The organism is Verrucosispora sp. WMMC514 (assembly GCF_027497295.1).
GTDB lineage: Bacteria > Actinomycetota > Actinomycetes > Mycobacteriales > Micromonosporaceae > Micromonospora > Micromonospora palythoicola.
On the sequence record NZ_CP114906.1, the window covers coordinates 6821557 to 6843026 of the forward strand.

Below are 21470 nucleotides of genomic sequence, written 5' to 3' on the forward strand. Positions count from 1 at the left end.
CCCCCCACACGCGAGCTGCCCGCTAATCACTCAGGCGAATCTGCTCCAGCAGGCCCCACCGCCCGAACACGCGGCGATAAGGGCTCCGGCTATGACGGCCGAGATGGGTTCCACCGGGACCGCCATAACTGGCTTATGCTGGACTCGAGGAGAGGCTCAAGTAACCGTGCGTAAGGACCACGACTGCTGGTGGCTGCCGGCAGTGCGCGGATCCGCCGAGAAGGGTGCGCGAAACGAGAAATCGTTGCGCTACCGGACCAAGATTTCAATGGTTGACAGAACAATCACCGCAGCCACCGAGCTAACAAAAACTGCCAAGCCAAGCTGCAGGTAACGGGTAGATTTTCGAAGAAATTTGTACCTGTAGTTGTGGGTCTGGAGGACGACCCAGAGGTTCACGGTTGCCGACTTCCGTTCCTCGTCTAGGCTTTGCCCGAGGAGCGCGGCATCAAATGCAGCAAAGTTCGGGGCTTGCTCGACCGTGTCCGAGTGCTGGTAGAACATGCTTGGCTGCGGGTCCGTTCCGTACAGAGAGCGCCAGGTTTTTCCCGCTAGCAGTGCCTTGGTGGCACTAAGTACGGACAGCGCAGAGAGTCCCAACACCAAGAGCGCCCCGGCGGCAAGGGTGGCCAGAATTGGCCGCCCGCCTGTTATGTCTTGCCCAACCGTCTTGGGGAACAGAAGTGCGACTCCCCCGATGAGTACAGCGTTTGCACTAATCAGGAACGAGGCCCGGTTGGCAATCGATCCCCGAAGCTGATCGTAGCGCAAGATGTGCCAGCGGGCCGTCTCAATCATTCTTTTAAAATCTTCGGCTGATCGATTATGGTTTATATCTGGCTCACTCACGTCACCATCGTACAAAGGCTCCACAAGCGTCCGGTCATGCCGCCGACCGGGCGCGCTACCTGCTTGCCCCTGTCGTTACGCTAACTGGCTGGGCTTTGGTCCGGCCGACGTCGCGAACTGCTGAGTAGTGGCCGCTCGGCACGGTCGGGGGAGTCAAGAACGGGAGAGCTGCCGTGACGCAGGGCCCGATGAACCTGGTGGACCTGAGCGTGACGACCGACCGTGGCCGGAAGGCAGTGAGCTGCGTGGACACGGTAACCATCAACCGCCTGAACGCGCTGACGGGGCCCATCGAGGCTGCGAGTGGGGCGATGGGAGGCAAACCGTGCGGCTGGGACTCGTCGACTACACGGTCGGTACCGATCTTGGACCAGATCGTGGCAGTCTGTGTCGTCTACAAGGGAGGGCCTGCCGTGCCAATCATCTCGGATCGCGTGGTGCTGCGAGCCTGGCGACACAAGAACCAGACTGGCAGAATTCACTTCGTTGTGGCGCGAGCCGATGGTAGCACCCGCCGGCTTTGGGTCAGTGAGGGTCACTTCCTCTACGAGGTCCTCAATAGCCATCTGCTCGCGATTGGCTACACCGGCCCGGCAAGCGGAAAGAACGACCCCGAGGAAGGAGATGATGACACTGAGGCGGCGGACTAACGACCGGACGAGTTGAGTTGGTCGACACGCAGCGGCGGGGACGTTCCCCGAATTGGGCAAGACTAATATTACAAATGTGCTGGCGTCGATCTTGTTTCCGACCGGCTGGATGCAGGCGGGCTGGTTGCCGGGGCGAGCACTGAAGGGCGACCCAAGAACTACCCCGGTGAGGCCAATGGATGGTGCTATCGCACCATCTCTCGCCATGTTTGGATTGTGCTTTAGATCGGCCCGAACCGGCTGGATGACAACCGCCAAGCGGGCAGCGCGGCATCCGCTCATCGGCAGTTCCGGCGTGCTGAGCTACGGCGAGGGGCGCTACGTTGCGCGACGACGCCACCCGCATGATCGGCGGCCCGAGCCGATGCGTCATCAAAGGTGCAGCAGACTTGGGTTCGATACGGTCGAGCGCCATCTACGGCAGTGCCGACCTGGCACTGAGCCATGTGATGGCGAACAATGGAATTCCTCGATGAGGGGAAGCGTCAGGTGTGGACCACTTTGGAGATCGCCAAACTGACCGTGTCGGCGTTCACGCCGCTGGCCGTCGCGGCCGTGGCCTTCCAGGTAACCAAGGCCACCAAGCGACTGGAGGCGCGCCAGTGGATGAACCAGAAGCTAATAGAGAAGCGCATTGCCCTGTTGAGTGAAGCACTGTCGGACCTGAATGACCTTCATTGCTACTTCGCCTGGGTCGGCAACTGGAAAGAATTGTCACCTCGGGACATCCTGCATCGGAAACGCTCCCTCGATCGTCTCTTCTATGCCAACCGGCCGTTCTTCCAGTCGATGACCATCGAGGCCTACGGAAACTACTCGGGCGAACTGTTTAAGACTTACTCCGCACCCGGCCGTAACGCCAAGCTACGCACTGCGGCGGCGTCCAGGCACGGGAAGCGAAGCGAAGCGTACGGCGACGGCTGGGATCCGCAATGGAATGCGTATTTCGTATCCGAGGTCGATCGCACCGAGCCGGAACGCCTGGCGGCCGCCTACGATGTCCTGCTCCGGCAGTTCGCCGCCGAGGTTGGCCAGTCCGATACACGTGGGGACGGTGCCACGTGATCGTCCAGTGGTGCTGCAAGGGTGTGGCGAAACTGGATGAGGCCACCGCCGTCGACATTCTTGGAGGTGGAGCTGGCATCCGATGCCGGGGCTGGCTGGAACTGGGTGCCGCCGCACCGCTGCCGCTCGACCGGATACTCGGCCGCCTTACGGAATCTAACCTTGATCTGCACGTTAACCACTACAGCCGCCGCGACCCGCGGACCGGAAAGCACTTCTTCGAGATCACGCCCTTCATCTCGCTCGCCGCCGGCGTCGTCGACCGCGAAGTCACCAAGCAGACCAACGTCACTCACGGCGCCTTCCGTACTGCGCTGGAGTTTGCCTGCACGGATTACACCGATCCGCGGCATCCGCCCTGCCCTGGATGGATCTTTGTATGCTATGTGCTGGTTGGCGTCCGGCCCGCTCCGACCATCCCCGGGGTCGCAGAAGAGATCCGGGAACTCAAGCATTTGCGTCCCTACTCGCCCTGGTACCTACAGGGAGAGGTCACGGCGAAGGTCCACGTGCCATCGCGGCAGATTCTCTATGCGACGCGCTGGGCACCTGACAGCACCGGTGCTCTGGTCGAGACCGACGTATTGCTGAACCAAGCGTTCACGCATCCCGAGGCACTGCTGGATGTCCGGGAGATGCTGTGACCCTGCCGACTGCCGTATGGGCCGCCCTAGGCCTCGATGCCGCGGCAGTCGAGGCCCGGGCCCGATTCCTCGCCGGCTATGCAAACCTGCTCCTGCCCCGATTCACACCGGACCAGCTAATGGGACTTCTCCCCGACATTTCCGCCGTACAGGGACGGCAGGCCGTCCTCAAGGTCGTCCGTGACGGCGAGGTCAGCACGGAGGACCTCCGCCGCCGGCTGAGCGAACAATCCGCAGGTGGAGGACGCCCGCCGTGGGTACGGCCCGCGGAGGTCGCCGACGCCTGGCGCGAGTGCGCTATCGCGCGTCTGCTGCTGAATCCGGTGACCGGCAAACGGGCCTTGCTGCGAGCCGCGGACAGCTATCTCCGGCTCGGCCTGCCCTTTGGTGACTTTCTTGGCGTGTCTGCCACCGGGGCCCGCGGATCCATCGCGCCGGCTGCCGAGGAGCTGCGTTCCCTGCTTACCGGGAGCCCCGCCACGCCTGTCCCTGACGTGGAAACCCACTTCGACCGACAGCTTGCCGTGCAGGCCCCGGCTCAGCAGGTCGCCCTGCTACTGACCGCCGTGGCGGACCTGAACGAGGTATTCGACGGTGACGAACTTCGGGCACTGCTGGCCGACGCGCCCCAGATCCGCGGACCGGCGCCGGTCGGAGCGACGGGGACAGCACTAGCCGACTGGTGGACCGCCGGCCGGGCGCTGGCCCGTCTAGCGACCGACGGGGCCGCGCCGCGGCTCACCTTGGTCCGTTTTATCAGCGAGACCGCATTCGCTCATCGACGCCTGCTGCGCACAGCGCAGCTCGACGAGTTCCACTGGCGGCGGGCCCGTGCTCCGGTCGAACTCGTCGACCTCTACCTGGCCGGCCTGGTCGCCATCACGGTCCGGACGCTGCGACGCGCCGGGCTGCCGCCTTTGCAACTGGCTGAAGACTTCGCCGGACTGCCATCGCTGGCCCAGGTCTCGGTGATCGTGGGCATTCAGCTGGCCGAGCAGGACGGCCCGCCCGACTGGCGACGCACCTACGGCCCCATGCGCCCGCGGCCATCGGACCGCACCGGCGATGGTCGGCGCCGCGCAGACACCAGAACCGAGCAATAGCACCGGGCATGGCGCCCCCCAGTTACAACCGAGATGCGGTCTCCGCTCTACGCCACGCGTCAGCCGCGATCAAAGGGCTTTTCCAGACCGCACAGGCCCTGGACGACCGCAACATGCCGATTCCGTCGGACCTGCTGGACACGCTCTACTCCGCTGTCGAACCGGTGGCGCACGAGATTCCCACGGGACATGGCATCACCTTTATCCTTCACCGGCTGCAGATGCCGGGCCGATCCGAGCCGAGCAGACCTGCGCCGACTTTCATGACCGTCATCCTCTACGGTCCAGTGACGGCCAACCTCCTAGACGAGATCGCCAATGACATGGAACGCACGAGTTACGGCGCCGAGTCCCGATCTAGGCCTCAGCAGGTGACGGTCTATGTGGCAGCCAGGGATAGAGAGCGGCGCCGGCAACAGCAGACGCCGCCGCTCGCAGAGGGAAGTTAAAGGACGTCTCGCAACTCGGTGAAGGCGTTGCCTGTCAACGGTACTGGTGTCACCCCGAGCAGGATGATGTTGTGTGGGCTTTCCCCTGAGATGTGGACACCCTGATGTTCCCCGGGTTTCTCGGAGCCGTGTTGGTTGGCGTCAGGCTGCGGATAGGGCGATCGGGTGAGCTTCTCATACTCGATCGGGGTGAGCATGCCCAGTGAGCTGTGGCGGCGTTGTCGGTTGTGGAAGATCGGCAGGTACTCGAAGATCGCGCCCGCCGTAGCCGCCTGGTCGACCGGCCCATCCGTCGATTCGCAGCGTTTGGCACTCGACCTGCTCGAGCCTCTGCCCAGCGGGTTACGGGCGAACCGGGTAGCTAGTCTTCTCCGCGTCGATGGACGGTGCACGTCGCTCCGGTTCACCTGCGTCTCGCGTACGAAGAAGACGGGGCTCTTTCATGGTAAGGAACTCAGCGCTTGCGCAAGCGTTCCGGGCTGCCAAACCGGTGGGGCGTCCTCGCCGAGGCGTGCCGCTGAGGTTCGAGGTTCCGATTTCCCTGTGCGGCGACGAGCGGCCCGCCCTTTAGTTAGAGATGTCGTTCCGGCGGCGTACGAGCTTCGCCATCGCCACTACTCTCGGTCGGCCCTGTACCGAGAAGCCGAGTCCGTGTCGGAAGATTTCCGGAATCCAGTACTGGTCACCTTCGCGGAACACGACTCCATTCGTGTCTAACAGCCGCGCCTCCTCGCTGTTAAGGCCAACGGAATCGAGCCGGAACGGCACCCTCTTTTGATCGACGGGCAGGTTCCGTAGCCGATCTAGCAGTTTCTGTACCGGTGGGTTCTCCAGCCCGATCGCCTCGATCTTCTGCTCGCTGCACTTGGGAAGGGCGTTGCGCATGGCGGTGGGTGCGAGGATTCGATCGGACCAGCGTGAGTCGGCTCCCACCGACTCCTTCGCAGCCTCGGCGAGAAAGGCGACAATGTCTCGAGCCTGGATCTGGCCACGGAAGTCGGAGAGCGCGGCGAAGAACCACACCTCAGACCGGGCCTCCTTGGACTTGGCACCGCCCATCTTTTCGCCCCAGATGGTCGACATCAGGCGGGAGAGTTCGGCCTCTGGGGCGGTACGGACGTGGTCGCCGGAAACCGCAGGCAGGCTTTTGCCTCGGTGACAGACCCACGCTGCCAGCCGCAGCGCCTCTTCGGTGGTCCAGTGCAGGGCGTACTTTTCGTACCGCTTCTCGAACTGGCCGGGGTTCTGTCGGATGGCGGCCAAGGCCAGATCCCGCCGGATGAACGTCACCAGGCCGAGCGGTCGCCCGCGTAGGGTGCGCAGCCACTCCGGGCAGCCGACCAAGAGCGCCTGAAGGGCATCCTGCTCACGGCTCTTATCGGCGAATGAGGGAAAGAGGTCCTCAAGCCCGTCAAGTACGAATACCGCGGAGCGGTCGCGGGCGAACGCCGTGAGGGCGTCCTCGGCAGTGGCGGGGTCGGCGTCCAAGCCGACAGAGCGGGCGAAACACGCTAGCCAAACTCGCCGCCAACCGACCTGGGTCAGTTCCTCGGCCTTGGCCTCGTCCACCATATCCCGGATCGCTCCACGACTGACCGGCTCTCGGCCCGAGAGATTCCGCGCCGCCGACGATCGCCGTTCGTCGATGACCGTCCCCAGCGCGGGCTGCAAGTTCGTGGAGGCCAGTACCGGCACGGTAGGCACGTTCAGTGAGGCGTTGGGCACCCCGGCAGCGGCAACGAAGGATGCCCAGTCGGGGCGCTGACACAACTGCATGAACGTGAAGGTCTTGCCGGCTCCCTTACCACCTATGACGATCTCCACCGGTAGTTCCGTCCGGTGGGCTTCGGCGAGATTGCGGAGGGCGTCCGTGGTGAGGAACTCCGATTCGGCGGACCCTTCCGCGTAGATCAAGGCGTCGGCGACCTCGGCGAGATGGTTCCTTTTCTCCTCCATCGAGGTCGGCTCGACCTCGACCGACGCGCGGGCATCAGCTACAACGGCGGGCAGCGCCTCCACCAGGGCGGTCACCACATCGGCGACTCGAAGACGGGCGATGAGCTGCACCACCTCGTCCCAGGAGGCGGGTAGGTTCAGCAATCCAGGTTCGAAACGGCTCGTCATGAGAGGGACCGCAGCGTCCGAGGTAGGCAGGTCGTCGGTATAGTCGCCTGGTCGACCGGACACTTCAAGTGCGCTGTCTCTTAGCTCGGCGACCACGTCCGCCAGCCGATCACCGTGGTCCACCGGTTGAAACTGCGTGAGGAGCAGAGCGCAATCCGGATGTCCAGGTTGCTGACTGGGGGCGCGGCGACTGAGTTCACGGAGGATCTGGCGGGTGCCTCGGACCGACTGATCGCTGATGGTCGTAACGAACACCCGAAGCACTCGGGGATCAAGCAGCAGGGGTGCACTCAACTCGCTCGATCCTGCCCGTAGGTCGACAAGTACGGTGTCCACGCCGACCGCGTGCCCCAGCTCAGCGAGGGCTTCGGTCAGCACGTACGGGTCGCGGTCCGTGGTGAGAAGGTCGACCGGCTCGATGTGGGGTGGGGCGACCCGCAGGTGGTCGCGCCGGGCGGGCATGACAACCACGTCGTCCAGTTCCTGGTTGGCCAGGAACTTACGACCCAAGCTGATGGCTTCGACGTACGCCGGATCGGTTGCCCCGTGTACCAGAGCGAGGAAGTCCTCGTAGGCGAAGTCGATGCGCGTCGAGTCGGCAACCATCCAGGTGATCCCCGGCGCTTCGAGGTCAGCATCGACCAGGAGCACCCTCCGGCCGAGGTCTGCGAGACGTCGAGCCGTCGCGACACAGTGAAGGGTTCGGCCGACCCCACCCTTAAACGAGTGGAACGCAACGACGGACATGTCGTGTGGAAGGGCCTGACGTGGCGCAGGCAGGGCATGGGCCAACTCGGAGACGACCCGACGGTCGTTCCAGCGAGGTCGACGCTCCGCCGGGGGCACCTCGCCAGCAACCTCGATCTCGACGTCCAGCGGTCGCTGAGGGCCGTCCGGGTCGGCGTCGTCGAGTAGCAGCACGCCACGGTCGGGTTCGACGGTCAAGGGCCCGAGTACGTCTCGCAGCCAAGTCCACACTTCGGCGGTCGAGGCCGTCGAGTCGACGACAAAGCGGGCACTGTCCCAGTAGGCATCGACTTCATGTAGCCAGTCGGGCCAGCCATTTGCGCGGGCAAGATCAGCGAAGTACTGGTTGACGTCCAACCAGGTAAACAGGTGGTCGGGGTGGGCGGGTGGGTAGGCAGCAGGCCGATCGTTCACCGCCCGATCCTTTCTGTGCAGAGCTGTCCGAGCGTGGTCAAGCCTGCCACATTTCGGTTCTCGTCCTCGGGATCAAGCTCCGCGCCGTACCGCCATGCCTCATGGAGCTCCTTCGTGGTCACCGGTGGATGGCTGAACCCTCCTCTCGGAGGGCGTCGGCAGTCCAACAGGTTCCGATAGACGGACGCACTCAAGTTGAGGGTCCTCGCCAACTGGCGCAGATCATGCGTGATGAGGTCCTGCTGCTGGGCAGTGGAGCGCACCTTCCGGTTCTTGAGCGCCAGAACCTTCAGCCCGCACTCGACGGAGTAAAAGCGAAGTAGGTGAGACACCGGCGGAAGGCCCGCTTCGGCCGCGTCGCGGAGTCGTGAGTAGCTGTTGGTCAACTCGCGGACAGAGACAGTCAACGGCACCGACGGATCGTATCGACGACCTCCGGTTGTGGAGAAGGCCGGGCAACTTGCGCTCCCAGCGAGCGTGCATTTCAGCGGGTCTGCGGCAAGAGCTCCGGCAGGGTAGCGGTATGACCGTTGTGAGCGGTTGGGTGTGGCAGCTCAGGATTGCGGTAACGTGCATTTCGCGGTGCCGGTAGACGCCTGCTCGGTCTAGCGCTCGTATCCAGATGTACCTCCACGATAGATCACCCCGGCTACCCCCGGGAGAAGCGGCACCCCTGGCCCACCGGGATCCGGGGCCGTTGCTCACCCAGTCTTCCCTGGTATTGGGCTGTTCTGGCGCGGTGCTGATGTCGGCGTCGCCATCGTGACTATCGATGGATGTGGTCGAAGGGTCGGGTGGTGGTGATCAGGTGTGCCAGGAGACGGCGGACTTCGCCGAGGGTAAGAGGGATGAGGCCGTCATCGGATTCGGCGCCCCCTTTTGGCCTGCGCGGCGGTGATGGCGAGGTAGGGGTGGGCGCGCAGAACACGCCTTTCGGTGGTTGTGTGCCGCCGTCCGGTACCGGCAGCCTCGGATGATGATGCCGACCGGACTCGAGAACAGCCTCTTGCGGGCCGGCGGGCGCGCTGCCGCCTATTTGGGCCGTCGTGCCCTTACGGCGCGCCAGCAGCGCCAGCTCGCCGAGGAGGTCCGCACGCTCCTCGCGCACAAGTCCGCCTCCGCGCTGCTGGACGGCCTGCCGCCGCAAGAGAGCCGAGCGCTGCTCGAGTTCACCGACTCGGCGGAGTTCGAGGAGATCGTCCTGCGCGTCGTGGTCTGGAGCGTCACCGGCACCAAGGAAGGGAGTGCCGTCGAGCTCCGGAACGACGTCCGGACCGGGCTCCTCCAGCGAGGGATCGATCCTGAACGGCAGCTGCAATTGACCGATTTTCTCTTCGCCCTCGTCAAGCGCGAGGCAGCTGCAGCCCGCGACAAACTCGGCTCCGGCCGCCAGTGGGAGCAATTCGGAGTGTCGGTGGCCGCCGACCTCGCCGCAGCCCGAGCCCGCAAAGACGAACTGCTCGAGCGGGTTCGGTCGGTAGCCGAGTTCCACGAAGTCGCCGCCTCCTTCCGCCGGCAGGTGGCCGCACTGCGCTCGGACATGACTTTGATCCATCTCGGAGGCCGGATGCGGTTTTCGTACGACCGGCTGTACGTCACCCCGACGTTCTCGGATGACGCGAACCCTGCCGTGACGATCGAGGAGATCCTCGTCGACAGGCGGCGCGCCGTGATTCTCGGCGACCCGGGCGCCGGCAAGTCGACGTTCGCGGCCAAGCTGGCCCGGGACCTCGCGGTCGACGAGCCGCCGACGGTCGGCGGGCAGGTCCCGGTCCTGTTCATCACGCGCGATCACAACGAGAAGATCATTGGCGGCGACTATGTGCTCGCCGAGCTGCTGCAGGTGGCGATGCGACATCCCTACAACGTCAAGATCAGTGAGGAGGGCCTCGAGTACCTCCTGCTCACCGGCGCGGTCACGGTCATCGTGGACGGGATTGACGAGATCGGCGAGCTCCACCACCGGCGGCGCTTCGCCGAGTCGGTGGAGGGGTTCGCCCACCTCTACCCGCAGGTCCGCATCATCGTGACGTCTCGTGGGATCGGATACGAGGACGCCGCGCTCGACGACACCCTGTTCCCCGTCGTGTGGGTTCCGCCGTTCACGGACAAGCAGGTGGCGGAGTACGCGCGCTCCTGGTTCCATCTCGACAACGCGGTCCCGGAAAAGCAGCGGGTGCGGCTGGTCCAAGGTTTTCTCATCGACTCGGTCACGGTCGCGGACCTGCGCGCCAACCCGCTGATGCTCTCGCTGCTCTGCTCACTCTATCTAGCGGAGCACGCGATCCCCCGGGATCGGGCCGAAGTCTACGAGAAGTGCGCCAAACTCCTGTTCCAGGAGTGGGACAAGCACCGTGGGCTAGCAGTGTCAGCTCCCTACCGCTCACATCTGCGTCCGGCCGTGGCCGCGCTCGCGTGGCGCATCTACGACGACGCGAAGGGCCGCCAGGCGCTGCCCCGATCGGAGGTGCACGCGTTCCTCACGGACTACCTGATGAAGCGCCGGTTTTCGGAAGAGGCGGAGGCCATGCGCGCGTCGGACGACCTGCTCGACTTCTGCGCCGGCCGTGCGTGGGTGCTAACCGAGGTAGGCAGTGGAGCACGGGAGCCCTGGTACGGCTTCACTCACCGGACGTTTCTTGAGTACTTCACGGCGGTGCAGCTCGTGCGCCGTGACCCCACGCCGGAGGGGGTCTGGGACGAGCTGCGCAAACGGCCCCTCGACTCGTCCTGGAACCTCGTAGCCCAGCTGGCCTTGCAAATCGTGAACGAGCAGAACGACGACGGCGCCGACCGCGTCCTCGCGCTGAGCCTGGACGAGCACGACACCTGGCTTGAGTTCGCGGCTCGATCGCTGCAGTCCGTGATTCCGTCCAGCAAGACACTCGGTTGGATCGCCAAGGAGAGCTTCGAAAGCTGCGTGAATGGCCCGCAGTACGGACGGCGCATGCGCTACCAGGTGTTCGAAGCCCCGGGGGAGTACGACCGGGGGGATCTACCGCTGCGATTGATCCTGGAATCGGCGCTGCCGGAGAACGCGAGTCGGGCGAGAGGAGAGATCAAGCGGTCTCTCGAGGAGATCATCACTAAGCTTCCCGCAAGGTCAGACGGAGATCGTGTGGGTCCTCAACTGATCTGCGAGGCCCTCACATACAAGTACAGTGCGGCGAGCATCCGGCAGGGCATCGGCGTAATCCCGCCCATCAAGCTCGGCGACGAGGCGCAGCGCGCTCTGCATCATTTTCCGTCCCTGTTCGCGCCCAACTCGCGCAGCGTCGCCGAGCACGGCGTCTCACTGCTCTTCAGCTCGGTTTCCCTGCTCCGGGAGCACCTTCCCTCCTACGCATCGCAACTGCTGGCGGCTGCGCTCATCGGGTCGTCGCCGAACGCACGGCGGGAGGCCGCGGCCCGAGAGCTGGAGGCGTTGTACGGCCACCTCATTGCATCGCCTTGGCCGTGGCTGCGGCGACGCGAGGACGATGAGGCGATGTGGATTCCAGCAGTCGAGTGGGGGCGCCTGGGCCGCACGTGCGATCCGCAAGCGATGGTTGGAAAGCTCTCCCGCCAGGCGCGCGGGGCAGCTGTGCTGCTCATGCTTCCCATGTGGCAAGGCGAGTCGAATCGCACCACCAGTGGCGTGTTCGGCGCCGTTGCCGAGGCCCGTTACGACCCGCCGGCCCGCGCCCGCGCGCACTCAACGGTCGCCGAGTGGTACCTGCCGGACGAGGCCGAAGCCCTCGTGGACTCCTGGATCGAGCGCCTCGACAGCCCAATTGTCGGCTACCGGTGAGACGAGGCTTGAGGGTCTGTAGACGGGCGGCCTGTCTGGATTAGCGCCGCTGAAGTCTTCCTCACCCACGCGGCACTGCGGCCGTTTTCCCAGGCGTGCACCCAGATCGGCCAGAGCGGCACTCTGCTGCGCAACTATGACCTACGGCCCGATCAGTGCGAAGGGACCATCGTCTCCTCCTGCTTCCTGCGCCCCGTGATCGGGATGCAGGACCTGCTGTGGGGCTTGCTGGACGGGATGAACGACGCCAGTCTCGCGGTCTCGCTCACCTGGGGCGGACGTTCCGCCCACGGACCTGGCTTCGCCATTCTCATCCTCGTGCGCTACCTGCTGGAGACGTGCGACACCGTCGATGAGGCGGTCGACAGGCTGCGATTTCTACCGGTCGCCGTCCCCCAGAACCTCACCCTTGTCGATTCCAGCAAGGCGGTGACGGTGTTCGTGGGGCCGGATATGCCGCCGACGGTGGCGCCGGACGCCTGCGCCGCCAATCACCAGCACCTGCCGGTGACCGAGGAGCAGGAACGGACCATGCGGACGCAGGAGCGGCTACGCGCCATCCGCGCCGCGGGCGCGGACGTGGCAGCGATGCTGAAGCCGCCGCTTTAGCGACTTCGCACCCGGATCCCGCACCGTGACCTCGGGCCGGATGAGCTGAAGGCTTTCCGGAGCGGTACATCCGCGACGTTTGGTCGACCTCGGCCTGCTCACTCTGCCCAGAGCCAAAACGAGGATTGATCACCGACCGCAACGGACCCGGTTCGGAACCTGTAGAAACTCGCAGCAGTCGAATACGCGAGGCTGCCAGTAGGGCACACGTATTGCGCAACCCAACGACGCCGCGCCGTCGTCGACGGGAACCCAGCACCACCTCACTGTGACTCAATAGCCAGGGCGTGTTGGCCAACAGCCGATCCGAGGTAACCAACACGACTGGCCGAACCAGCCGTCACAGCGTCCCTCAACATGCCCAACAGTCCTGGTCAGGCCATTTCTGGACGACACCAGCGCATGATCGTTTTCTGTTGGGTGAGCGGGTTATGGTGAGGGTCCATTTTGAGTCTCCATCGTGCGCCACCCCTCGGGCCTCGGCCCGTCACGGCAGGAGCCGCACCCGCCCACCCGCCTCATCGGCCGGTCGGCAGCGACACCTCCTCCCGCGACGTTCCGCCCACCAGCACCACCGAATCTCTCCCAGGCTCTCCACGCCGTCGCTTCGTCCAACGCTGTTGCCCACCCATGGATCTATCCGGCCAACAGCCTTGACGGCGACGCATCTCGCCGACCATTTCCGTCTTCGAGTGGAGGTAGACACATGTCCGTGTCCTTGACCATCGTGGTCACTCTCGACCCCGAAATCACCACTGACGCCCTGACCGACTCCGCCGCGGACCGCGTCCACACGCAGGGGCACCTTCGTCCCACTGGCCCTGTCGGCCGTTCCCGGCACGCCGCCGACTGACCCGCAAACTGGTGCACCGCTCGCGCGGACACGCGGCCGGCGGACCGACTTGCCTGCTCGATCTGCGTCTGATGCGCAGCCGCGCCGCGGAGTACGCCGCGTGGCAGTGGCAGCAATGGCACGCCACCGTTTCCGGCACCCGCGATGCGCAACCCTGGTGGGTGTTTCTCGACCGGCATCGCGCCGACCCAACGGCGTGGCCGGTCAGCCGCGCCCAACAGGTGGACCTGGCGTAGCCCCGAGTGCTGGCGATGACCGCCTACAACGCCGCACACCGGCAGCACACAATCCCCGCTGCCCGGCTCGAAACGCTCCAGGCCGGATTGAGCAGCCACTGCACCACAGCCGCACTCGCCGCGGTTCCCGGCGACGCCACCGCCACTGCCACCGGCATGTGGCTCACCACCCGCAGCGGCCGGCTGTCCGCCCAACTGACCTATGTCCACGCCGCCAACGACTACATTCGACCAGCTGCTCCTACGCACTCCACTGGTTGCCGTCGCCGCCCACCCGACCGGGTAAACCCCGCACACGCCCGCATGTTCTCGACGCCGATATGACCGCAGGGCGGTGGGACCAGTTGCGGTGGAGCCGGCACAGCGACGCCGAGAGCTACGCCCGCCAGTTCCTGGAAGTTCGCGATCGACAACTTCCTCGACCATCGCGGCAACTCGGCCAGCCGTTCGGTCGAAGAACTCACCGAGTAGGCCCGGCTGCTCGGCCGCGACGACTTCGCCTCGGCCATCGACGACGGCGACTACCCGATGTACGGGGCGCCCAAGGTCAAGATCTTCGCCGACGGACTCGGCTGGCCGTTTACGACACCATCGACGAACCTGCGGCAGATGCTCACGCGGGTGGCCACGGGCCTCGAGTGCGACCCGGACAGCTGCGTTCGGGGCTGCCGCGACTCACGTCACGCCGCGACACTCTCGGCAGGTCAGCAGACGGGCTGCTGCGCTGCCCGGCGTCGCCTCACCGCGTCCCGCCGGCCATCTCGCCCACCCGGGAGCCGGCCGGTGTCGCCGTAGGCCGATGACCGTGCACGGGCCGATTCGCCGTCGGACAACGCTTGGCCAGCCCGCCTGATCCGTGGGCCGGCTTCACGTGGGCCCGGGGGCGGGCCCCTGCCTTGCCACGCCGGTCCGCCCCCGGTGCTCCTCAGCCGTAAGGAGCCCTTGAATGCTGTCTCCTCATCGACTAGACCGCCAACCCCGCCTGACCAGGGCGGGCATGCTCATCGTCATCTCCAGCATCATCACCGCCGGGCCGGCTGGCGCGTTCGCCGCCACCGGCCGGTTCACTGCCGCGGCGGTAGCCGCCGTCATTACCGGAATGGTGGCGCTGCCGGGCGCCGTGACGCTGGTCCGGCTTGCCCGCCACCACCAGCACAGGTGGCGCACCGATTTCGAGCGGTTGCGGGCCAGTCTCGCTGCGGCCGCCGACCGGGAGAACAGTCTGCGGCGGGAACTCGCCGCGGCGTTGACCGATCCGCTCACCGGCCTGCCCACCCGGGCTGTCGTGGAGAGGGCTCTGGCTACCGCCGCCGAACACCGCGCCCCGGTGGCGGTCGCGGTGGCCGACGCCGACGGTTTGCACCAGGTCAATGACGACGGTGGGCATGCGGCGGGTGATCGGTACCTGACCGCGATCGCGGATCGGCTCTCCGCCGCGGCCGCCGCTGTGCGGGCCGATGCCGTCGTGGCTCGTGCCGGCGGCGACGAGTTCGTGATCGTGGCCCCGCACACCGACCCGGCCGTGCTGGCCGACGCGATCCGTGCCGCCTTCACCGCACCGGCCGCTGACGAACCGGCACCGCGGGCCAGCGTTGGCGTGGCCGCAAGCAACGGCAGCGATCCCCGCTACGCCCTCGCCCAAGCCGACGCTGCCATGTACATCGCGAAGCGGGCCGGCAACCAGACCCTGGTCTACGAGCCGGACCGCGACGGGATACCGCAGGCTGACGGCACCCGGGCGCAGGTCCGTCGCCGTGACCTCAAACCCGGCCGCGACATCGTTCTCATTGACAGTTCCGTTCCGCGAGTCCGCATCTTGTGCTCGGGCGCCGACGCGGCAGCGATCGTCAACGCCCTTCGAACCGCTCAGGAGAGGTGGGCAGCGATTGCCGGACCTGCGCCGACGGGCAGCGGTGCGGCAGGCGCGGCGGACCAGACGATCGATGTCACGCCCACGGCGGCGGGGATCGATCGGATCCGGGTGGTGGCGCAGGCGGAGATGGCCAGGTACGCGACACTCGCCGACGCGATCGCCGACGCCCTCGATATGCCGGGAGGCGAGTCGTGACCCGGCTCCGACCGATACCGCCTGCTCTGGTGGTCGTCGGACTGTGCGGGGCGGTCGACCTGCGGCAGGACGACGTCGTCCGGCTGCCCGGCGAGGTGGACGTCGTCCTCGCAGCGTCCGTTCGGGACGGCCGGTGACCGGCCGCTCGCAGCGGCTGGACGCGTTGGCTGCTGCCAGCAGCAGGATGTGCACCTACACCGCCTACGGCTGGTGGCTGCTGGCCGGCGGTCGGGCCGGCCGTGGTCTGCACCCGGATGACCTGACCCCAGCCGAGCGGCTGGTGTGCGTGGCCGTGCACCATCACGCGGACTGCGTCACCGCCATGGGCGGCGTCTACTCGGGCTGCCAGCCGGACGACCTGGTCGAGATGACGAGCATGTCGGCCGGGTCGGTGAAGTCGGCCCTGCACCGGTTGGTCCGGCTGCGTTGGTTGGACCGCGCCCCCTCAGCGGGAGGTTCCAGGTGAGCACCGCGGCGCGTGCGTTCACGCGTAGCGGCTGGCTCGATGATCCCGCCCTGGCCGGTGAACCCCTGATCGACGTTCTCACCGACCCACCCGACTGACCCGGCGGCCGCTGGCGACGCACCTGAATCGCCGATGACGACCACACCAGCGCGGGCGAATGCGGCTACGCCGCTGACCGACCCGGTACCGGTGGCCGGCGTCACCGGCAGTGCCCGAGCCCCCGGGCCGAACGTCGCCGCAGTCCACACGCCGCGCCGGGCGTGATCGCCTGGCCGGTTCACCACTCCCCTCTGCGCGCCGTTGGGCGCGAACCCCATTCCACGTCCCGGTGTCCCGCCGGGCTTATCAGAAAAGGCATCGTCATGACCGACGCCCTGACCTCCGAACGCCCCGATTCCTCGGCCGCTGTCGCCCCGCAGCCGTCACCGCGTCCGCTGACCGCCTTCGCCGGCTCTGCCGGCCAGGTGGTCACCATCCTGGACGCCGGCGCCCGCTACGACGCCGTGGTGCTGTCCCCGGCCCCGGGGACGAGCATGGTCCGTGTCCTGGTCGACGGGCAGGTCCGTAGCCTGCGCGTGGACATCTCCGCGGTACCGGTCACGGACCCGGCCACCGCGCTGGCGTTGACCCGGCAGGCCGTGGCGTGGGCGGTGGCGGAACAGGACAGCGCCGCCGAACGCGCCCGCAGCTTGGTCGAGCAACGCGACGAGGATCGGCGACGCGAGGCCAGCCAACTCACCGAGATCCGGTCTTACGCCATCGACCAGTACCGCGAGGCGGACATCACCCGCGACGGGCTCGACAGCCTCCTGTCCCGGTTCGACCTGAGTCCCTATCAGCCGCGCCACCGGGTCCGGTTCACCATCAGCGGCAGCTTCGACGTGATCCCCGACGTGGACCGCGACACCGAGGACACCGAGTCCGACGTCCGCAGCTATCTGCGGATCGACACCGATCGGGTCGACAACGTCGACGACGACACCGTGACGATCGACGTCACGGCCGACGTGGAAGACCTCGGCGACTGAGGCGCGCATCCCGGCGGCCGCCCACCGCGCCGTGACCACCCAGGACACCCTCCTGGTCCCGACGTCCACCCGCCACGGACCCGCGCCGCCGGCGGCGGCCGTACCTGCACACCACTTGTCCTGGCCGATGCCCGGCCACCCCTTTCGCGCCGGGCATGGCCAGACGGCCATGCCCGGCGACTACCCCGACAGGAGTCTGCATGGCCCGTGAAACGTTCCGTTACATCGTGGCTGCCGAGGACGGCATGAGCCACGAACACCACACCCGACTGCGCCACAGCGACGTCGCATCGCTGCTGCGCCGCATAGTCGGCGGGTGGCTGACACCGATCCCGATCGGCGTCCCGGACCTGTACGCCTGGGGCGACGAGGACGGACACCCGAAAGCTCTGCGCCCGAACCCTGTCGCCCGCCTGCTCGTGGCGCGTCTGGGCGGCGGTGACCTGCCGCTGGTCGGACCTGTCGTCGTCACCGGTCGCCGAGGCACCACCGTCATCAGTCTCACCACCACCCAGACCGACGCGGTGCTCACCGCGCTCACCTGCTGTCGCTGACCTGCCCGTCGGCGGCACGGGCCGCCGGCGGCCTCGGGAAGGAGAACCTAACTGTGGTCACACCTGACAAGCTGACTCTCACCACCCGCGACGATCGTGTCGCCGCAGTGCCCTACCTCGTTGGTTTCACCCCGACCGACAGCCTGGTCGTGGTGGTCCTGGGCGGCAGAAAGGTCCGCTTCGCCGCCCGCCTCGACCTACCCCACCCGTCCGACCTTGCGGACCTGGCGGTACCGGCGGCGCGGAACGCCGCGATGATCGCCCGGCACGGGTCGGCGGCGTTCCTCGTCGGCTACGGACCGGCCGATCGGGTCGCACCCGCCGCCACGCTGCTCACCACCGCGCTGACCACCGCCGGCGTCGACGTCCTCGAAGCCTTGCGGGTCGGCGAGGGCCGTTACTGGTGCCTGTGCGGTGACGCCGGCTGCGCCGACGGTGTGGCCTACGACCCGGCTGGCAGCAGGATTGCGGCGGAAGCGGTCTACCGCGGTCTCGCGCCCCTGCCGGACCGGGGCGCGCTGGAACGCCTCATCACGCCGGTATCGGGGCCGGAGCGCGTCCGGATGCGCACTGCGACATACACCGCGCTGTCTCGGATGGCCGTCATGTTGGCCGAGGTTGCCGTCTCGACCGCCAGCGGCGGGCAGCCGGTGGCACCGGAGCATGTGGTGCGCGCCGGGATCGCGGCGGTGCAGCAGGCGTACGAGTCCGTTGCCCGCGACGAGTCCCTGTCCGACGACGAGGTGGGGTGGCTGACCGCCGTCCTCATGGTCCCCGAGGTCCGCGATCACGCCTGGATCACCTGTGACGGCAGCGATGCGCAGCGGCGGCTGTGGATCGACGTGACCCGACGGGCGATGCCCGCTACCAGCGCCGCACCGGCCTGCCTGCTCGCCATCACGGCCTACCTGGCCGGTGACGGCGCCATGGCGAACATCGCGGTGAACCGTGCCCTGCACGTCGACCCGGGCTACCACCTGGCGCACCTGCTCGGCCACGCCCTGCGGGCCGGTGTGTCGCCGCAGCAGTGGCGGGCCGCCACCACCGGCACCGCCGAGTAGGTCGTCGCTGCGGTGCCCGACCCGGGCGCCGCCGGCACCCCCCTTCGCGAGCAGGCGCTCGCACACCGTTCGAGGTGAGGGCAGCCGGTGGCACCCGGCTGCCCTCGATACCTCCCCGACCTTGGGGATTGGAGGTGTGGGCACCGTGTCCACCCTGACGCAGATCACCGTCCTGCTGACGGCGATCGTGATCACCGCATCTATCACCTACCACCTGACCCGGCTGCGTACTGCGGCCGGTTACCGGGCGGCCGTCGCCGCCGCCCTGCACAGCGCCCACCACGACGACCTGACCGGCCTCGGTAACCGGGCGGGCTTGCACGCCGCCCTGGCCGTCGCCGGACGACCCGTCGCAATGATCTTGATCAACCTGGACGGCACCCGGACGTTCGTGGCCCGCTTCGGCGACCGCGCGTTCGACCAACTGCTCGTCCTGACCGCCGGTCGGCTCCACCACGCCGTGCAGGCCGCCGGCGCACAGGTGTTCCGTCTGCGCCGCGACGAGTTCGCGGCAGTCATCGACGACCGCGCCGACGCCGCCGGTCTCGCCGCGCGGCTGGTCGCTGCCGTCGCCGAACCGACCGACATTCATCTCACCGGGCAGCCCGTCACGGTCACCGTCACCGCCTGCGCCGGCGTCGCGTCCCTCACGCCCCACCAGGAGGCCGCACGGCGGCTAGCGCTCGTGCACGCCGACCGCGCCCTGCGCGCGGCAAAGCAGACCGGTCGCGGGCTCACGACGGTGTTCCATCCCGCCACCAAGCCCGGCACCACCGACGGCGGGCCGGTCCGATGAAGACCCGCCGACTGGTCATCTGCCGCCGTCGGGCGCGTTCCGGTGCGGGTGTCGGCGGGGACGTGTACGGGCTGATCGACTGGGACGACGCGCCGATCCTGATCGTCGGCAGCAGCGTTGAGGCGGTGAAGCGGGAAGCGATCCGGATCTTCGCCCGCACGCTCGCCGACACGGGCAGCCTCGCCGAGGACGCCCCGGACTTCACCGACCGGTATCCGCTGCCCGATCCCGACGGCCCGATCGAGGCCATCGACGACTGGCTGACCCGGCTGCGCCGGGCCACGGCCATCCCCTGGTTCGCCGTCCTCGACGACGAGGTCGTGATCGCCCAATAACCACCACGGCGGCCTCACCGCTGCCAACGGCGGATGCCCGGCCACCGCCGCCGGAGGGCATCCGCCCCGCGCTGAGGCGGCGACCGGCTGACGGTCCACGCCGACCACGTCAGCGATCGACCCACCAGGGGCTGGTCACGGCCAGCCCAGGAACCCATCCCAGTTTGACCCCTTCCGGGGATCGTGCCGGCCGTGTGCCGCAAACCCCCGGGGGCCACCCGGGGTGGGTGCACGGCCCGGCGCGATGCCTGGACTCCGCACGAAAGGACACGGAGCCCCATGATCGAGCCATCCACGCAGATCCAGGCCCTGCTCGCCGCCGTCTCTCTACGGCCGGCCGCCGCCGAGGGAATGCGGACGATCATGCAACGCCAGTCCGAGTTCCCCAGCCAGACGCAGGCGCAACTCACCGGGATCGCCCTGGACCCCTACGGCCGCGAGTTCGCCGACCAGGTCCTGGACACCTACTGGTCCGACGACCAGCGCCAACACGACATCATCAGCGGCGGCAGCACCGGCCGTGAGGTCATCATCGGCAGCGGATTCCACGCCGCCACCTACGCGGCGGTCCGCGTCCTCGCCGGCTACCCGAAGCCGCTGGTGCTGGAACGCCACCAGCGCGTCGGCGGCACGTTCGCGCTGACCGCACGGCCGACGTTCTGGCTCAACTCCCGCAACCGCGCCGGAGGCGCCGGACCCGCCGGCGACCAGGGGGCGAGCCTGAACTACCTGCCGGGCGCACCGATCCAGGCAGCAGACCTGTCCATGATCGAATATCAGCCGAACACGGACATGGCGTTCGTGATCCGCCTCGCGCTGGCCCAGTTCGCCGACGTGGTCACCAACGCCACCGTCTCATCCGTCAGCGCCGCCGGCACCGGTGCCAAGATTGAGATCGAGGGCAAGGCCCCGATTCTGGCGGGCCGGGTCATCGACGCCCGCGGCGTGGGCGACCCGATCCCCGACGGCGCCAACGGCACCACCGTGCTCACCTTCCGGCAGTTCATGCAGCGGATGGCCGGCATGTGGCCGCTGCGCGGACTGCGTCGCGTCGCGGTCGTCGGCGGCGGTGACTCCGCCAAGTGCGCCGTCGAGTCGTGCCTGGGCCTCGCCCCGCAACCGTTCATGGCCGCCGCCGCCCTCGACCAGGTCGACCGCATCGACTGGTACGCCGAGGACCTGCCGACAACCTGCGAGCAGTGGCAGACCGACATCCGCGGCAGATACCAGGCCACCGGCCGCTACCTACAGCCGGACCGCCGCGGCGTCCAACGACTCACCGTGATCAGCCGCCGGGCGCGTCCCATCGCGCTACCCGACGCCGCACTGATCGGCGGGCGCACCTACGACCTCGTCATCGTCTGCACCGGCAACCGCGAGACACCCATCGACGGACTCGACCTCACCTCCTTCGACCAGTACACCGCCGCCGACGGCACCGTCGTTGCCCGTACCCACTACAGCCTGCCCGCGTTCCGCGTCGGCCCCCACGCCAAGCTCCCCTTCACCGCCACCGAACGCGCCGACGGCGTCGCGGACATCGCCCCCAACGCGGTCTCGATGTTCCGCACCGCACCCAAGACCGCCGCGCTGGCCGCGACTCTTCCCGCACCGACCCGGAGCTGACGC

At 67.4% G+C, this 21470-nt stretch carries 21 protein-coding genes; 18 read left to right on the forward strand and 3 right to left on the reverse strand.

Annotated elements, in window-relative coordinates:
• Window positions 1-249 precede the first annotated feature (249 nt).
• Window positions 250-849, reverse strand: coding sequence for a hypothetical protein (locus tag O7597_RS31460; protein WP_281581627.1), 600 nt, complete (start codon window positions 847-849; stop codon window positions 250-252).
• A 188-nt stretch (window positions 850-1037) separates the two neighbouring features.
• Between O7597_RS31460 and O7597_RS31465 the strand changes: the two genes are divergently transcribed.
• From O7597_RS31465 to O7597_RS31485, 5 genes are all read left to right on the forward strand, one after another.
• A complete protein-coding gene (locus O7597_RS31465; RefSeq protein WP_281581628.1) occupies window positions 1038-1499 on the forward strand; it encodes a hypothetical protein in 462 nt (153 codons plus the stop codon).
• 459 nt (window positions 1500-1958) lie between these two features.
• Entirely contained in the window at window positions 1959-2564 is a 606-nt protein-coding gene (locus O7597_RS31470; protein WP_281581629.1) for a hypothetical protein, read from the forward strand.
• A complete protein-coding gene (locus O7597_RS31475; protein ID WP_281581630.1) occupies window positions 2561-3208 on the forward strand; it encodes a hypothetical protein in 648 nt (215 codons plus the stop codon). The genes O7597_RS31470 and O7597_RS31475 overlap by 4 nt, the downstream gene beginning before the upstream one ends.
• Window positions 3205-4311 carry a hypothetical protein gene (locus tag O7597_RS31480; RefSeq protein ID WP_281581631.1) on the forward strand — a complete coding sequence of 369 codons (1107 nt, stop codon included), beginning with the start codon at window positions 3205-3207 and terminating at the stop codon, window positions 4309-4311. The genes O7597_RS31475 and O7597_RS31480 overlap by 4 nt, the downstream gene beginning before the upstream one ends.
• An 8-nt stretch (window positions 4312-4319) precedes the next feature.
• Window positions 4320-4760, forward strand: a complete 441-nt coding sequence (locus O7597_RS31485; protein ID WP_281581632.1) for a hypothetical protein — start codon at window positions 4320-4322, stop codon at window positions 4758-4760.
• Window positions 4761-5327: 567 nt separating this feature from the next.
• Here O7597_RS31485 and O7597_RS31490 read toward each other — a convergent pair.
• Together O7597_RS31490 and O7597_RS31495 are read right to left on the reverse strand one after the other, a co-directional pair.
• The gene (locus tag O7597_RS31490) at window positions 5328-8045 is read right to left on the reverse strand and encodes an AAA family ATPase (RefSeq protein ID WP_281581633.1); all 2718 of its coding nucleotides are present in this window, start codon (window positions 8043-8045) and stop codon (window positions 5328-5330) included.
• Window positions 8042-8458, reverse strand: a complete 417-nt coding sequence (locus tag O7597_RS31495) for a hypothetical protein (RefSeq protein WP_281581634.1) — start codon at window positions 8456-8458, stop codon at window positions 8042-8044. The genes O7597_RS31490 and O7597_RS31495 overlap by 4 nt, the downstream gene beginning before the upstream one ends.
• 560 nt (window positions 8459-9018) lie before the next feature.
• Between O7597_RS31495 and O7597_RS31500 the strand changes: the two genes are divergently transcribed.
• From O7597_RS31500 to O7597_RS31560, 13 genes are all read left to right on the forward strand, one after another.
• Entirely contained in the window at window positions 9019-11835 is a 2817-nt protein-coding gene (locus tag O7597_RS31500; RefSeq protein ID WP_281581635.1) for an NACHT domain-containing protein, read from the forward strand.
• A 39-nt stretch (window positions 11836-11874) separates the two neighbouring features.
• On the forward strand, window positions 11875-12444 hold the full coding sequence (locus O7597_RS31505) for a C45 family peptidase (protein WP_281583346.1): 570 nt from the start codon (window positions 11875-11877) through the stop codon (window positions 12442-12444).
• Between the two features lie 864 nt (window positions 12445-13308).
• A complete protein-coding gene (locus O7597_RS31510; protein WP_281581636.1) occupies window positions 13309-13533 on the forward strand; it encodes a hypothetical protein in 225 nt (74 codons plus the stop codon).
• Window positions 13534-13548: 15 nt separating this feature from the next.
• A complete protein-coding gene (locus tag O7597_RS31515; RefSeq protein WP_281581637.1) occupies window positions 13549-13857 on the forward strand; it encodes a hypothetical protein in 309 nt (102 codons plus the stop codon).
• Between the two features lie 622 nt (window positions 13858-14479).
• A complete protein-coding gene (locus tag O7597_RS31520; protein WP_281581638.1) occupies window positions 14480-15601 on the forward strand; it encodes a GGDEF domain-containing protein in 1122 nt (373 codons plus the stop codon).
• Window positions 15598-15738 (forward strand): hypothetical protein, encoded by a 141-nt coding sequence (locus O7597_RS31525; protein WP_281581639.1) that lies wholly within the window; start codon window positions 15598-15600, stop codon window positions 15736-15738. Before O7597_RS31520 ends, O7597_RS31525 begins: the two co-directional genes overlap by 4 nt.
• Window positions 15735-16067, forward strand: coding sequence for a hypothetical protein (locus O7597_RS31530; protein WP_281581640.1), 333 nt, complete (start codon window positions 15735-15737; stop codon window positions 16065-16067). The genes O7597_RS31525 and O7597_RS31530 overlap by 4 nt, the downstream gene beginning before the upstream one ends.
• 362 nt (window positions 16068-16429) lie before the next feature.
• Window positions 16430-17095, forward strand: a complete 666-nt coding sequence (locus O7597_RS31535; RefSeq protein ID WP_281581641.1) for a hypothetical protein — start codon at window positions 16430-16432, stop codon at window positions 17093-17095.
• Window positions 17096-17295: 200 nt separating this feature from the next.
• Window positions 17296-17649, forward strand: a complete 354-nt coding sequence (locus O7597_RS31540) for a hypothetical protein (protein ID WP_281581642.1) — start codon at window positions 17296-17298, stop codon at window positions 17647-17649.
• A 53-nt stretch (window positions 17650-17702) separates the two neighbouring features.
• Window positions 17703-18710: a DUF4192 domain-containing protein gene (locus O7597_RS31545; RefSeq protein WP_281581643.1), complete on the forward strand. Its 1008-nt coding sequence runs from the start codon at window positions 17703-17705 to the stop codon at window positions 18708-18710.
• Window positions 18711-18855: 145 nt separating this feature from the next.
• A complete protein-coding gene (locus tag O7597_RS31550) occupies window positions 18856-19506 on the forward strand; it encodes a GGDEF domain-containing protein (protein ID WP_281581644.1) in 651 nt (216 codons plus the stop codon).
• On the forward strand, window positions 19503-19841 hold the full coding sequence (locus O7597_RS31555; protein ID WP_281581645.1) for a hypothetical protein: 339 nt from the start codon (window positions 19503-19505) through the stop codon (window positions 19839-19841). Before O7597_RS31550 ends, O7597_RS31555 begins: the two co-directional genes overlap by 4 nt.
• A gap of 279 nt (window positions 19842-20120) precedes the next feature.
• Window positions 20121-21467 carry a hypothetical protein gene (locus tag O7597_RS31560; protein WP_281581646.1) on the forward strand — a complete coding sequence of 449 codons (1347 nt, stop codon included), beginning with the start codon at window positions 20121-20123 and terminating at the stop codon, window positions 21465-21467.
• Window positions 21468-21470: the final 3 nt, after the last annotated feature.

Bases quoted from the DNA above. Each gene is read 5' to 3' on its own strand.
- O7597_RS31465 (WP_281581628.1), top strand. From the start codon at position 1,038: ATGAACCTGGTGGACCTGAGCGTGACGACCGACCGTGGCCGGAAGGCA.
- O7597_RS31470 (WP_281581629.1), top strand. From the start codon at position 1,959: ATGGAATTCCTCGATGAGGGGAAGCGTCAGGTGTGGACCACTTTGGAG.
- O7597_RS31485 (WP_281581632.1), top strand. From the start codon at position 4,320: ATGGCGCCCCCCAGTTACAACCGAGATGCGGTCTCCGCTCTACGCCAC.
- O7597_RS31500 (WP_281581635.1), top strand. From the start codon at position 9,019: ATGATGATGCCGACCGGACTCGAGAACAGCCTCTTGCGGGCCGGCGGG.
- O7597_RS31515 (WP_281581637.1), top strand. From the start codon at position 13,549: ATGACCGCCTACAACGCCGCACACCGGCAGCACACAATCCCCGCTGCC.
- O7597_RS31520 (WP_281581638.1), top strand. From the start codon at position 14,480: ATGCTGTCTCCTCATCGACTAGACCGCCAACCCCGCCTGACCAGGGCG.
- O7597_RS31535 (WP_281581641.1), top strand. From the start codon at position 16,430: ATGACCGACGCCCTGACCTCCGAACGCCCCGATTCCTCGGCCGCTGTC.
- O7597_RS31540 (WP_281581642.1), top strand. From the start codon at position 17,296: ATGGCCCGTGAAACGTTCCGTTACATCGTGGCTGCCGAGGACGGCATG.
- O7597_RS31555 (WP_281581645.1), top strand. From the start codon at position 19,503: ATGAAGACCCGCCGACTGGTCATCTGCCGCCGTCGGGCGCGTTCCGGT.
- O7597_RS31560 (WP_281581646.1), top strand. From the start codon at position 20,121: ATGATCGAGCCATCCACGCAGATCCAGGCCCTGCTCGCCGCCGTCTCT.